General features: G+C 71.6%; 12 protein-coding genes and 1 pseudogene. 4 read left to right on the forward strand and 9 right to left on the reverse strand.

What is annotated here, in order from left to right; genetic code table 11:
- The first annotated feature begins 112 nt into the window (after positions 1-112).
- Positions 113-721, forward strand: coding sequence for a TetR/AcrR family transcriptional regulator (locus tag FB471_RS04260; RefSeq protein ID WP_141996034.1), 609 nt, complete (start codon positions 113-115; stop codon positions 719-721).
- Between the two features lie 173 nt (positions 722-894).
- Positions 895-2,502 carry a succinic semialdehyde dehydrogenase gene (locus tag FB471_RS04265; protein ID WP_141996035.1) on the forward strand — a complete coding sequence of 536 codons (1,608 nt, stop codon included), beginning with the start codon at positions 895-897 and terminating at the stop codon, positions 2,500-2,502.
- Positions 2,503-2,509: 7 nt separating this feature from the next.
- Here FB471_RS04265 and FB471_RS04270 read toward each other — a convergent pair whose 3' ends face one another.
- The 4 genes from FB471_RS04270 to FB471_RS04285 form a co-directional block, all read right to left on the reverse strand.
- The gene (locus FB471_RS04270) at positions 2,510-5,536 is read right to left on the reverse strand and encodes a helix-turn-helix transcriptional regulator (RefSeq protein WP_141996036.1); all 3,027 of its coding nucleotides are present in this window, start codon (positions 5,534-5,536) and stop codon (positions 2,510-2,512) included.
- Positions 5,537-5,932: 396 nt separating this feature from the next.
- Positions 5,933-6,139, reverse strand: a complete 207-nt coding sequence (locus FB471_RS04275) for a hypothetical protein (protein ID WP_141996037.1) — start codon at positions 6,137-6,139, stop codon at positions 5,933-5,935.
- 235 nt (positions 6,140-6,374) lie between these two features.
- Positions 6,375-6,569, reverse strand: a complete 195-nt coding sequence (locus tag FB471_RS04280) for a DUF397 domain-containing protein (protein WP_141996038.1) — start codon at positions 6,567-6,569, stop codon at positions 6,375-6,377.
- 21 nt (positions 6,570-6,590) lie between these two features.
- A complete protein-coding gene (locus FB471_RS04285) occupies positions 6,591-7,439 on the reverse strand; it encodes a helix-turn-helix domain-containing protein (protein WP_141996039.1) in 849 nt (282 codons plus the stop codon).
- 186 nt (positions 7,440-7,625) lie between these two features.
- On the opposite strand from FB471_RS04285, the gene FB471_RS04290 reads away from it, so the two are divergent.
- Positions 7,626-7,994 carry a hypothetical protein gene (locus FB471_RS04290; RefSeq protein WP_211357942.1) on the forward strand — a complete coding sequence of 123 codons (369 nt, stop codon included), beginning with the start codon at positions 7,626-7,628 and terminating at the stop codon, positions 7,992-7,994.
- Between the two features lie 64 nt (positions 7,995-8,058).
- On the opposite strand, the gene dacB is transcribed toward FB471_RS04290, so the two are convergent.
- The 5 genes from dacB to FB471_RS04315 form a co-directional block, all read right to left on the reverse strand.
- Positions 8,059-9,630: a D-alanyl-D-alanine carboxypeptidase/D-alanyl-D-alanine endopeptidase gene (gene dacB / locus FB471_RS04295; RefSeq protein ID WP_141996040.1), complete on the reverse strand. Its 1,572-nt coding sequence runs from the start codon at positions 9,628-9,630 to the stop codon at positions 8,059-8,061.
- A gap of 68 nt (positions 9,631-9,698) precedes the next feature.
- Positions 9,699-10,607, reverse strand: a complete 909-nt coding sequence (gene tesB, locus FB471_RS04300; RefSeq protein ID WP_141996041.1) for an acyl-CoA thioesterase II — start codon at positions 10,605-10,607, stop codon at positions 9,699-9,701.
- 39 nt (positions 10,608-10,646) lie between these two features.
- Entirely contained in the window at positions 10,647-12,071 is a 1,425-nt protein-coding gene (gene pyk, locus FB471_RS04305; protein ID WP_141996042.1) for a pyruvate kinase, read from the reverse strand.
- A 125-nt stretch (positions 12,072-12,196) separates the two neighbouring features.
- Positions 12,197-12,862 carry a DUF2461 domain-containing protein gene (locus FB471_RS04310; RefSeq protein ID WP_141996043.1) on the reverse strand — a complete coding sequence of 222 codons (666 nt, stop codon included), beginning with the start codon at positions 12,860-12,862 and terminating at the stop codon, positions 12,197-12,199.
- On the reverse strand, positions 12,859-13,056 hold the full coding sequence (locus FB471_RS04315; RefSeq protein ID WP_141996044.1) for a hypothetical protein: 198 nt from the start codon (positions 13,054-13,056) through the stop codon (positions 12,859-12,861). Before FB471_RS04315 ends, FB471_RS04310 begins: the two co-directional genes overlap by 4 nt.
- Here FB471_RS04315 and FB471_RS34845 point away from each other — a divergent pair.
- Positions 13,056-13,166: pseudogene (locus FB471_RS34845) on the forward strand (GNAT family N-acetyltransferase); the annotation flags it as partial. The gene FB471_RS04315 and the pseudogene FB471_RS34845 overlap by 1 nt on opposite strands.
- Positions 13,167-13,187: the final 21 nt, after the last annotated feature.

Raw genomic sequence — 13,187 nt, forward strand, 5'->3', positions numbered from 1 at the left:
GAGCTGGAAAACATTCCATGCAGGATGTAAGTTCTGTTGAGAATGTACATGCCGACCAGACTGAAGGTAAAGACCGACAGCGGCCGACAATGGCCGACACCGGGAGGAACCCGTGGCAGCGCAGCACAACCGGCACCGCACCCAGGCCGAGCGGCGGGAGCAGACGCGGACGGCCCTGCTCGACGCCACCGTCGACTGCCTCGTCGAGGTCGGCTACGCGCGCACCTCGGTACAGGAGATCTGCGCCCGCGCCGGGGTGTCCAAGGGCGCGGTCCAGCACCACTTCTCGGCCAAGGCCGAGCTCATGGCGGCGGCCGTCGAGCACCTGACCGAGAAGCTCAAGGCGCAGCGCCTCGCGGCGATGGCGGAGCTGCCGGCCGGCACCGCGCGGGTGCCCGCCGCGATCGACCTGCTCTGGGAAGCCTACTCGGGAACGCTGTCCACGGCGGTGACCGAGCTGTGGGTCGCGGCGCGCACGGATCCGGAGTTGCGCGCCGCCATTCGCCCGGTGGACCGGGCGCTGGGCCGGTCGGTGCTGGAGAACATCGCCGCGGTGGCGGACAACGTGCCGCGAGACCGGGTGGAGACCCTGTTCTGGCTCACCGTCAACCTCACCCGCGGGCTCGCGCTGGACGCCGAGCTGGGCGGCGACCCCACCCGGCGCAAGCAGCTGCTGGAGGAGTGGAAGCGCATCGCCGTCGAGCTCTACGCGGGCGACTGACGTGCGGGAGTGCGGCCCGGCCCGGCCCTCGCTCGGGCCGGCCCGCACTACCCCAAGATGAGGCCCTTTACCCCCGCACCGTGACGTTTACTTCCGCTAACAACTTTTGAGGGGCGTACCGGCGGTATGGTGTACTGGTCGGTAACCAGAGTCGGCGCCGCACGGAGGTAGCGATGACCAGCACGACCTCGCAAGCCCTTGGCAAGGACGTGCCGAGCACGATCGGCGGCGTCGCGGGCGCCCCGCCGTCGGCACGGGCCGCCGACCTGGTGGCGCGGGCGAGTGGCGGTAAGGACTCGGCCCCGGTGGACATGCACGCACCGTTCACCGGGCTGCTCACCGCCACGCTGCCGCAGGCGACCGACGCCGACGCCCGATCCGCCTTCGCCGGCGCCCGTACCGCGCAGCGGGCCTGGGCACAGCGCCCCGCGCGGGAACGCGAGCGGTTCCTCATCCGGCTGCACGACCTCGTGCTGGACCGCCAGCGGGAGGCGCTGGACCTGGTGCAGATCGAGGCGGGCAAGGCCCGGCTGGACGCGTTCGACGAGATCAGCGCGACCGCGCTGGTCGCGGCCTACTACGGCAAGCACAGCGCGAAGATCCTCGCGCCGCGGCGGGCGCCCGGGGTGATCCCGCTGATGACCAAGGCGGGCGAGCTCCGGCATCCCAAGGGCGTGGTCGGGGTGATCTCGCCGTGGAACTATCCCCTCGCGCTGACCGCCATGGACGTGCTGCCCGCGCTGGCGGCAGGCAACGCCGTGGTGCAGAAGCCGGACAACCAGACCGCGTTGTCCGCGCTGTGGCTGCAGGAGCTGGCCGAGGAGGCCGGGCTGCCGCCAGGGGTGTGGCAGATCCTGCTGGGCAGGGGCTCGCGCATCGGCGACGCGCTGGTCGAGGAGTCGGACTACCTCTGCTTCACCGGCTCCACCCCGACCGGCAAGGCGCTGGCGAGCCAGGTGGCGAACCGGCTGACCGGCTACTCGCTCGAGCTCGGCGGCAAGAACCCGATGGTGGTGCTGCCGGACGCCGATGTGGGCAAGGCCGCGGCGGGCGCGGTCACCGCCTGCTTCTCCTCCGCGGGGCAGCTGTGTGTCTCGGTGGAACGGATCTACGTGCACGAGAGCATCCGGGAGGCCTTCACCGAGGCTTTCGTGGCGAAGACCAACGCGCTCCGGCTCGGCGGCGCGCTGGACTACGGCGCCGGAATGGGCTCGCTGACCTCGGCCGAGCAGCTCGAGAACGTGTCCGCGCACGTGCGGGACGCGCGCGAGCACGGCGCCACCGTGCTCACCGGTGGCCGGGCGCGACCCGAGCTCGGGCCGCTGTTCCACGAGCCCACCGTGCTCACCGACGTGCCCCGGCAGGCCAGGGTGTTCACCGAGGAGACCTTCGGGCCGGTGGTGTCGATCTACGGCTACACCGAGGTGGACGACGCGGTCGCGCGCGCGAACGACACCGAGTACGGGCTGAACGCCAGCGTCTGGTCCCGGGACACCGACACCGCCTGGCGGGTCGCCTCCCGGCTGAAGGCGGGCACGGTGAACATCAACGAGGGCTACGCGGCCACCTTCGGCACCGTCGGGGTCCCGATGGGCGGGATGAAGGACTCCGGCGTCGGGCGCCGCAACGGGGCCGAGGGGTTGCTGCGGTACACCGAGGCGCAGTCCATCGCCGCCCAGGGTGCCCTCAAGCTGCGGCCGTTCCGCGGGATGCCGCCGAAGCTGTGGGCCAAGGCGATGACCGCCAGCATGCGGGCACTGCGCAGGCTGCCCGGCCGCTGAGCACGAATCACGCCCTGGTGAGCAGGCCACGGTCGTAGGCGATCGCCACCGCCTCCGCGCGCCTGCTCGCCCCCAGCTTCGCCATCGCGCGAGAGAGGTGCACGCTGACCGTCTTCTCGCTGATGTACAGCTCCGCCCCGACCTGCCGGTTGGTGCGGCCGAGCGCCACCTGCTGCAGGACCGCCTGCTCACGCTCGGTCAGCGGGCTGAGCGCATCCCGCGCGGGCGCCGCGCCGGGCAGCTCGATCCGCGCCCTGGCGGCCACCTCGCGCACGGCGTCCCGCAGCGGCTGCGCGCCCAGCTTCTCGGCCACGGCATGCGCCTCGCACAACTCCCCCGCCGCCGCCTCGACATCCGGTTCGTCACCGGTGGCCAGCAACGCCTCGGCGTGGTGCCTGCGTGCGATCGCCTGCTCGTACACCGCGCCGTAGTCGAAGGCACGCACTGCCTCGGCCCAGCGGGTGGCATCGGCGGGGCCGCGCAGCCCGGACGCCGCCGCCTCCACCCTGGCCAGCCAGGCACGGCCCTCATGGCCGAGGGTGCCGGACCGGGGCCGCCCGTGCTCGGCGCACATCCGCGCGTGCTCGACCATGGCCTCGCCCTCGGCGACGGCCGTGGCCGCGGCCTCCTCCTCGCCTCGCAGCCGGGCGCTCGCCGCCAGCGCGGCCGCGGCGGAGGTGCCCAGCGCGGCCAGCCGGAGCCCACCGAGCTGGTAGCTCTCGAACTCCTCCAGCCAACCGATGGATTCCTGGGCGTGCCGAATCGCCCCGGCGTGGTCGCCCTGCCAGTAGGCCAGCTCGATCGCGGCGGCACCGCCGGCGAGCGGGATGTCGATATCCGAGCGCCAGCTCGGGTGCAACTCCTCCAGCAGGCGCTCCGCCTCGGCGAACCGCCCCCTGGCGACGACGATATGCGCCCATACCGCGGCCAGCCGCGCCGTCACCACATGCGAGACGCCTCGCCGGGACCGGCCGGTGACGTCCTCGCTCGGCCAGTCGCCGCTGACGTAGCGCAGCAACAGGTGCCGGGCCCGCAGCTCGAGGCCGAAGAAGCTCCAGGTCAGTCCGGATTCCTCGGCCCGCTCGATACCACGCCGGTACAGCTCCACGGCCGGGCCGATCTCGGCCTGGTCGTGGTGACTCAGTGCGAGGAAGTAGAGCGCGCGCAGCTCGACGTTCAACGCACCGGCCTCCCTGGCCTTGCGCTGCGCCTCGCGCAGCCGCTCCCGAGCCTCGGCCGCGTTGCCCGCGGCATCGGCAAGCGTGCCGATGGTCACCAACGCGGAGGCCTCCGCGCCGGCCGCGCCCGCGGTGCGCGCGTGCACCACCGCCGTCCGCGCGCTCCACAGCGCGTCCTCCGCGCGATCCAACCCGCGCATGATCTGCGCCCTGGTGGCCAGCACCCAGGCCCGTGTCGCATCCGACTCGGCGTCGGTGAGCAGGTCCCAAGCCCTGCCGATCGCGTCCGGGGACTCGTCGAAGGTGCTCTCGAGGGACGTCAGCGCCTCGGCCAGCCTGCGCCAGCTCCGGACCGCCCGATCCACACCGGTGCTGTCGTCGATCGCCTGCACCGCCGAACGCGCGTAGGCGATCGCCCGCTCCGGCTCGCCCGAGGTGCCGGCGAAGTAGGAGGCGTGGTGCAGCAGTTGCAGCTCGTCCACCCCGGCGGGTCGCTGCTCGGCCGGAACGGCGTCCCAGATCCGCAACGCCTGCTCGGTATGCCGCAACGCCGCGCCGGGCGCGCCGAGTTCCTCGGCCTCGTCCGCGGCACGCTTCGAGGCGGCCAGCGCGGTGGGCAGGTCGTTGCACTGCAGGCTGTGGTAGGCGAGCCGGGCGTCCCTGCCCCTTCTGCCGCCCTCCGGTTGGGCGAGTAACCGCGCCGCGTACACCCCGTGCATCCGCGAGCGCTCCCCCGGCAGCAGGTCCCCGTACACCGCCTCGCGTTGTAGTGCGTGCCGGAAGGCGTAGAACCCGTTGTCCACGACCAGCACGTGGTGCTGCACGGCCTCGCGCACGGCCTCGTCCAGCTCCAGCTCGCCGAGCCCGGCCACCTCGGTGAGTACGGCGTGGGAGACCGAACCGTTGGCCGCCGAGGCCACCCGCAGCACCCGCCGGGTGTCCTGGGACAGCCGCTCGAGCCGGGCGAGCAGCACCTCGGCCAGCCCGGACGGCAGGTCGTCGTGGGAGGACCCGGAGGCCAGCAGTTCCTCGGCGAAGAAGGGGTTGCCCTCGGAGCGACGCACCACGGTGGCCACCAGCTCCGGGTCGGCCGGGCCCTCGACCAGCGCCTCGACCAGGGCACGCGCGTCCTCCTCGGCCAGTGGCGGCAGGTCGATCCGCTGCACCCCGGCCAGCCGGACCAGCTCGGCCAGCACCGCCCGCAGCGGGTGCCTGCGGTGCACCTCGTCCCCCCGGTAGCTGGCCAGCACCAGCAGTTTCTGCGTGCGCAGCCGGGACAGCAGGAAGGACAGCAGGTTGCGGCTGGAGCCGTCCGCCCAGTGCAGGTCCTCCAGCAGCAACACCACCGGCTTGTGCTCGGCGATCTCGGTCAGCACGCCGAGCACGGCGTCGAAGAGCTGGAGCTGGCCGAGGTCCTGCTCGGTACGCACCCGGCGCAGGTTCTCCTGGTCGGCCGCGGACACCGGCTGGTGGTCGGTGGCCGCCTGCGCACCCGGCGGCAGACCGTCGACCTGCGGCAGCAGCCTCCCGAGTGCCGGGCGGGCACGCACCGCGTCGGCCACCGCCCGCTCGGTGGCGCCGGCCAGCGGGGTGAGTGCCTCGGCGAACGGCAGGTACGGCAACCCGCCCTCGCGGACGTCGAGGCAACGCCCGGTCAGTACGAGCGCACCCTGGCCCGCGGCGTACGAGCCGAGCTCGGTCAGCACCCGCGTCTTGCCGACGCCGGCGTCACCGGCGAGCAGCACGGCGGCCGCCTCGCCGCGCCGGGAGCGCGCGAAAGCGGCGCGCAGCTGCCGCATCTCGCCGGTGCGGGCCACGAGCGGTATTCCGGAGCCGAGTCGGGGCACGCTGTGCATTGTGGCCTACCGGTCCGACAGTTTCCGCTCAATACTTGTCCGGAACGCGCGACACATCGGCTCGGCGAGGCTTGAACTCCGGTCACGACCGTCACCTCCGCAGGTCATGCTCGCTCCTCCGCGGCTCCGCGCGCGTCCGCGATCGTGTCGACGGAGCGCCCCGCACGACCCAGCGCACAGCCACCAGGGCACGCGCCCCGCCGCCCCGACAGCGGGGCCTCCGGCCGAGCGCGCGCCCTGTGGTCACCGTGACGGCCGCGGGTTGACCCAAGGGGTGTCATACGCCCCGCCTTCCCGCTTGTGGGCTCCGCCACGCGCGTTCCCCCACTCACCACCGCAGGACCCAGCGGTTCTCGGGCCCGCTGTCAACTGGGGCCGGGACGGCGCGCACCAAGCTCACCGCGCCCGCGCCCGCGGGCCGATCTCCTCGTGCTCGCCGCCGCGCGGACGGGGCACCCGCACCGGCCGCGCGAGGGCACCCTGGGCGGGGCGCATCCGGCGCCGCGCCCGCCTCGCCCAGCCGCCACCGGCGGCCTTACGCAGCTCCTCTGTCCGGTAGGCCACCTCGGCCTGTACTGCCTGGAAGATCCAGTCCTGTTGCATGATCCCTCGTTCCGATCCTGTTCACGCTGCGACGAGGATCAGATTCGTCCTGAGGGGACGGCCCCGGCATCGGGAGATCACGCATGGTCGGGTAGGTGCCGGCCCCTTACCCCGCCCGTACGGGCTCGAGTGGGGGTAAGGGGTCGGCCGGCGACCGGTGTTCGGCAACGCAGGGAATACGTGCGGACGGATGCCGGACCGGTTTCTCCAGAATGTGCGGTTCGACCTCCGCCGGTCACTTCCGGCCGGCGTCGCTGGTCACCGTGGCGAGCAGGCCGCGCCAGCCCTCGCGGGACACGCGCAACGCGCCCGCCGCGGGAGCTTTCGAATCGCGGATACCAACGCTGTCGACGGTCATCGCGACCTCGACACAGTCGTTATCCCCCGTGTAGCTGCTCTTTTTCCACTGCACCCCGAAATAATCAGGCATAACCTCTCGCTCCTTGATGTGCTATCCGAAACGCTCACCAGCCGCGACGATGACGTCGGTCGAGTCGTCCGGCTTCAGCGCCGCGGCACGAAGATGATCGAACATCAGAGAATAATGACGTACCTCGGGGGGCAGCTCGAGAAAGAACCCGCTTCCTGTGCTCTCCAGATAGACCACGTCCGGATCGGCGTGCTCGGGATATCCCAGTATCACGAACGGACCCTCCATCCCGGCGTGCGCGCCCGCCGCGAACGGCAGCACCTGCAGGGTGACGTGCGGCATCCTGGCCACCTCCACCAACCGGTGCAGCTGCCGGGCCATCACCTCGCGGCTACCGACAGCCCTGTGCAGCACCGCCTCGTCGATCACGGCCCAGTACTCCGGGGGGTTCGAGTCGGTGAGCAGATCCTGCCGGGCCATCCTGGCCGCGACCCTGCGCTGGATATCGGACTCCCCCGTGTCCGGCCGCATCGCCCTGATCACCTCGCGGGCGTACTGTTCGGTCTGCAACAGCCCGGGCACCAGCAACGCCTGGAACGTCTGCAACGAGCTGGCGTCCGCCTCGAGACCGACGAAGGTGCCGTTGAACACCTCCTTGTAGGCATGCCACCAGCCCTGCTTACGTGCCTCCCTGGCGAGCTGGACCAGCGCCTCCCGGTCGTCACCGGAGACGCCGTACAGCTCGAGCATGTCCCGGACGTCGCGCGGGGTCACCCCGACGTGCCCGGTCTCGATCCGGCTGATCTTGGAGGCCGAGCACTCGAGCTTCTCCCCGACCTCGTCGATCGTCATGTCCGCCGCCTCGCGCAGCCTGCGCAGCTCGGTCGCCAGCCTGCGCCGCCGGACGGTGGGACCCTGGCCCCGCGCCATAGTGGACCTCCGCGTCGGCTCCGGTACAACACCTCACGCCATATCTAACCAGTCGTTCACATGTGTGGTGATCTACTGGCCGGTTCGGGCACCCCGTTCGCCGGGCTGCAAATTGCAGAGTGCGAATGTAAAGTGGAGGTGAGGCGCCGGTCCGGCGTCCAGGGATCACCAAGCTGTGGAGGCGGCGTGCTCGACCGCGACACCATCGTCGGCCCCTTGCAGGCTTCGGTGCAGCGCAGGTTGGACGACCTCGTCCGATCGGTGGGCGACGCGAGCGAGGAACGGGCGGCCGAGCTCGGCAAGCGGCAGGTACCGCTCCTGGTCGAGACGCTACGCTCCGTGCTCGCGCTGCACGAGCCGGACGCGCGGGGACGTTGCCCGATCTGTCGCCCCCGGGGCTCCCGGTTGCTGTTCTGGCGGCGCAACCGCACCCCGTGCCGTGCCTACCTGGCGGTGCAGCTGCGGCTCGAGGGGTTGGACGAGCCGACCGCGGTGATCCCGACCGTCACCAGCCATCAACGACGTCGCAAACCGCACCTGAACTACGCGGGGTGAGCGGGCGTCGCGTCCCCGACCGGAGGGACCGGGGTTGTCCCCCGATCGATCCCGGCCCCTCCGGTCAGCAGGCCTTCAGCCAGCTGCACTCGAGGTCGTGTCGCGCGGCGGGCTCGACGGCCGAACGGGGCGCCGGGATGTGCGCCGGCTTCCTGGACCCGTTCGCGCCCTCGTACTGGGCTAGCCGCACGGCCACGGCGTCCTCCAGCGGCCGCACGTTGTCCAGCGTCTGGTTGCTGACCATCGCGAACACCAGCTCGCTCCCGTCCGCGGCGGCCACGTAACCGGCCAGGGCACTGACTCCGGTGTACGAGCCGGTCTTGGCATGCACGTTGCCCTCGGCCGCGGTGCCGCGCATCCGGTTCCGCAGGGTCCCGCCGACCATCCGGTCGGACACGCCGGCGACCGGGAGGGCCGCGTGGAAGCGGTCGAACCACGGCTCCTCGCGCGCGGCCAGCAACAGCGACGCGAGCTGGGCCGGCGCGACCTGATCCATTCTGGACAATCCTGAACCGTCCACGATGAACAGCTCGTTCGGATCGACACCCATGGACGGCAAGGAGCTCCCGACAGCCTCGACGCCGGCGGGCCAGGTGCCACGGTCGCTTTCCGCCTTACCCATGGCTTTCACCAGTGTCTCGGCGTGCATGTTGTTGGACAGCTTCAGGAACGGGGTGAGCAGCTCACCGACCGCCATGGACCGGTGCTCGGCCAGCACGCGCGCCCCGGTGGGTGTCACGCCGCCGGCGGTCTCCCCCAGCACCCGGACACCGTGCCGGGCCAGCGCATCGCGGAAGACCGCGGCGGCCAGGCCGGTCGGTTCCCACACCGCGCGGTAGGCCCGCACCGGCGCGCCACCCTCCGGGATGGAGCCGCTCACGGTGATGATGTTGTCACCGTGAGCCCGCCGTACGCCGATCCGGGCCGGCTGCCCCGGCGCGGAGGTGGTGGCGCTGTTGACCACCTCGACATAGTCGTTCGCCGGCTCCAGCTCGACCTCGGCAGGCGCGCCCCGGCGGCCCGGGGTGACCCGCACGACGATCGAGCCCGCGTCGTAGTCGGTGTCCGGGGCGATGGTCAGCGCGGAGGTCTGCGCGTTGTAGTAGTACGGCTCGTCGTCCCATGCCCAGCCGGTGCCGAGCCGCACGTCGTCGAAGAAGCTGTCGTCGGCCACCAGCCGACCCCGCACCACCCGCACCCCGCTGTCCGCGATCTCGGCGGCCAGCGCCTGGTAGTCGGCGGCCAGCATGGTCGGGTCGCCCCCGCCACGCAGGTACAGATCGCCGGACAGCACCGGGCCGGACCGGCGGGCCGTCGAGGCGACGGTGGTGCGGAAACGGTGCCCCGGCCCGAGTCGTTCCAGCGCCGCGGTGGTGGTGAGCAGCTTGCCGGTGGACGCGGGCTGGCGCCGCTGCCGGCTCCGCCGGTCGAAGAGCACCTCGCCGCTGTCCGCCCGGCGCACGATCAGGCCGACATCGGCCCCGGCGAAGGCCGGGTCGGCGAGGATCGCGGACAGGTCCCTGCCGAGCGGGTTGTCCGATTCGGCGGTGGGGGCCCCGACCGGGACGATCACCAGCGCGCAGAGCAGGGCGGCCGGCAGCACGAACCGCCAACCGGAACGCCACGGACGGGACATCGGCAACCCCCGGATATTCGATGGAAGGCCACGGATAGTAGCGACTCACCAACGGCTCGGCTACCCCGTCAGTCCAGCACCCGCAACAGCCCTTCCTGCACCACGGTGGCGATCAGGGTGCCGTCGGCGGTGAAGAACCTGCCGGTGGCCAGGCCACGGGCACCGGAGGCGCTCGGCGAGGCACAGTCGTACAGGAACCACTCGTCCGCCCGGAACGGCCGGTGGAACCACAGCGCGTGATCCAGGCTGGCACCCAGCACCCTGTCCAGATCCCAGTAGACCCCGTGCCGGGCGAGCACGGAGTCCAGCAGGGTCATGTCCGAGGCGTAGGTCAGCACGCAGACGTGCAGCAGTTGCTGGTCGGGCAACCGGCCGTCGGCCCGCATCCACACCCGGTTGCGGGCCTCGCGCTCCCCGCTCTCCCTGGTCACCCACGGTGGGTCGTTGACGTAGCGCAGGTCGATCGGGCGGGGCTGGGCGTGGATCCCGAGCCGGTCGGCGTAGCCGGCGGCCCGCTCGGCCAGGGTCGGCAGCGACTCCGGCCCGGGCACCTCCGGCATGGCCTCGGCGTGCTCGACCCCGGGTTCCTCCCGCTGGAAGGAGGCGGACAGCGAGAAGATCGCCTTGCCGTGCTGGATCGCGACCACCCGGCGGGTGGTGAACGAGCGCCCGTCCCGGATCCGATCCACCTCGTAGACGATCGGCACGCTCGGGTCGCCACCACGGATGAAGTAGGCATGCAGCGAGTGGACCTTCCGCTCCTCCGGCACGGTGCGCCCGGCCGCGACCAGCGCCTGGCCGGCGACCTGGCCACCGAAGACCCGGACCGGGGAGTGCGCGGGACTCACCCCGCGGAAGATGTTCTCCTCGATCTTCTCCAGATCCAGCAGGCCGATGAGCCGGTCGAGCACCGGCTGCCCACCGGCCTCATGGGCGGTGTCCAGCGCCGAGGCGGCGTCCCTCGCGAGTTCGGTCACGCTGCCAGACCTTACGCGGCGCGGCTGCTTACCGGCTGTTCAGGCGTGATCCTCTTCACCGAGCCGGTGCACCCGGATCAGGTTGGTGGAGCCGACCGTCCCCGGCGGGGAGCCCGCGACGATCACCACCAGGTCGCCCTCCTGATGCCGCCCCATCTCCAGCATCGCGTGGTCGACCTGGCGGACCATCTGGTCGGTTGAGTCCACCGCGGGCACGATCCTGGTCGCGGTGCCCCAGGTGAGCGCGAGCTGGCTGCGCACGCTCTCCTCCGGGGTGAAGGCCAGCAACGGCAGGCGGGTGTGCAGCCGGGCGAGGCGCCGCACGGTGTCCCCGGACTGGGTGAACGCCACCAGCGCCTTCGCGTTCAGCCGCTCCCCGATGTCCCTGGCGGCGTAGGAGATGACCCCGCGCTTGGTCCGCGGCACATGGCTCAGCGGCGGCACCGCGGGCGAGTCGCGCTCCACGGCCTCGACGATCCGGCTCATCGTCTCCACCGTCTCGATCGGGTACCGCCCGACACTGGTCTCGCCGGAGAGCATCACCGCGTCGGCGCCGTCCAGCACGGCGTTGGCGACGTCCGAGGTCTCGGCGCGGGTCGGCCGGGAGTTGTTGATCATCGAGTCGAGCATCTGGGTGGCCACGATGACCGGCTTCGCGTTCTCCCGCGCGATCTGGATCGCCCGCTTCTGCACCAGCGGCACCTGTTCCAGCGGCAGCTCGACGCCGAGGTCGCCGCGGGCGACCATCACCCCGTCGAAGGCGAGCACGATCGCCTCGAGGTTGTGCACCGCCTCGGGCTTCTCCAGCTTGGCGATGATCGGCAGCCGCTTCCTGCCGAGCCGGTCCATGACCTGGTGTGCCTGGTCGATGTCGGCCGGCGAGCGCACGAACGACATGGCCACGAAGTCGACGCCGAGCCCGAGCGCGAACTCCAGGTCCTCGATGTCCTTCTCGGACAGCGCGGGCACCGACACGTCCATGCCCGGCAGCGAGACGCCCTTGTTGTTGCTGACCTGGCCGCCCTCGGTGACCTCGCAGACCACGTCCGGCCCCTCGACATCCTGGACCACCATGGCGACCTTGCCGTCGTCGACCAGCAACCGGTCGCCGGGCTTGGCGTCCTCGGCGAGGCCCTTGTAGGTGGTGGAGACCCGGTCGTGCGTGCCGTCCACGTCCTCGACGGTGATCCGCACGACGTCGCCGGTCCGCCACTCCACCGGCCCGCCCGCGAAGGTACCGAGCCGGATCTTCGGACCCTGCAGGTCGGCGAGGATGCCGACCGCCTTGCCCGTTTCGGCCGCCGCGTTGCGGACCATGTCGTAGACCTGCTTGTGGTCCCGGTGACTGCCGTGGCTGAAGTTCATCCGCGCGACGTCCATGCCGGCGTCGACGAGGGCTCGTACCTTCTCCGCCGTGGCGGTCGCCGGGCCCAGGGTGCATACGATCTTCGCTCGTCGGCTCACGCCTATAGAGCCTAAACCCTCTGCGCCATCCAGTCTGTACCGATCCCGAAATCGATCCACCCGCGTTGACAACTCGTAACCGGATGTTCTCGCAATGCATCCGATGTCCGCATCGAGCGCCGGGGTCAGCGTCTCGGGAGCTCGCTCACCCCGACGTGGTCCCGCGCCCACTCGTTGAACGGCCGCACCTGCCGCCAGGCCGCGCGCACCCGGTCGAGACAGCCGCGCTCGTGCAAGGCGTCGTCCGGCTCCCAGGTGTGCACCGCATACAGCGACTTGTGCCGCAGCAGCTCGATCCGGGGATGGTCGGCGGCGAACCCGCGTGGCTTGGTCCGCAGTGCCTCGCCCGCGATCGTCCACCCGGCCGCGCGGAGCCGGTCGAGAATGCCGGCCAGGCTCTCCCCGTGCAGCTCCGTGTCCACCGCGCGCCGGAAGGCGGCCAGCTGGTCGGTGGCCAGGTGGAAGCAGCCACCGCCGACCCGTAGCCCGGCCGGGCCCACCTCGACGTAGTAGGCGCCACCTCCCCTGCCCTGCTCGATCACCCCGCCGCAGTGGGTCTTGTAGGGACGCTTGTCCTTGCTGAAGCGCACATCGCGGTGCGGGCGGAACACCTTGCCCTTGCCGAAGCCGTCGCCGAACTCCGGTTCCAACTCCGCCAGCAACGCCTCCATCGGCGCGCGCACGTCGTCGCGGTAGGTCCGCACGTTGGCGTTCCAGTAGGTCTTGGAGTTGTCCGCGACGAGCCCGTCGTAGAAGTCGATCGCGTACTCACCGAAACCGTCGAAGCTCACCAGGGCACGATAGTGCGCGGGTAGGACACCGCGAACACGCCGTCCGGCCGGTCCAGCCACACCCGGTGCCGCCCGCCCTCGCTCACCGTCAGGCCGAACCGGTCCCAGCCGGGCCGCCCGAGGCGCCGCCAGGAGTCGTGCGCCCGCTCGAACTCCGTCCAGATCGCGACCGCGAACACCCGGTCGCCGACCACGACTCGGCTTCACCAGAGAGGGCGTCCTGCGCGATCACGTGTTCACCAACGGCGCGTGGCGGGATTCGGTGCTGTTCTCGATGCTCGCCCCGGAGTGGACCAGGCGGTAGCTCCGGCTCGAAGGGCGCCGC

The sequence above is a fragment of the Amycolatopsis cihanbeyliensis genome, assembly GCF_006715045.1.
GTDB classification, from domain to species: Bacteria; Actinomycetota; Actinomycetes; order Mycobacteriales; family Pseudonocardiaceae; genus Amycolatopsis; species Amycolatopsis cihanbeyliensis.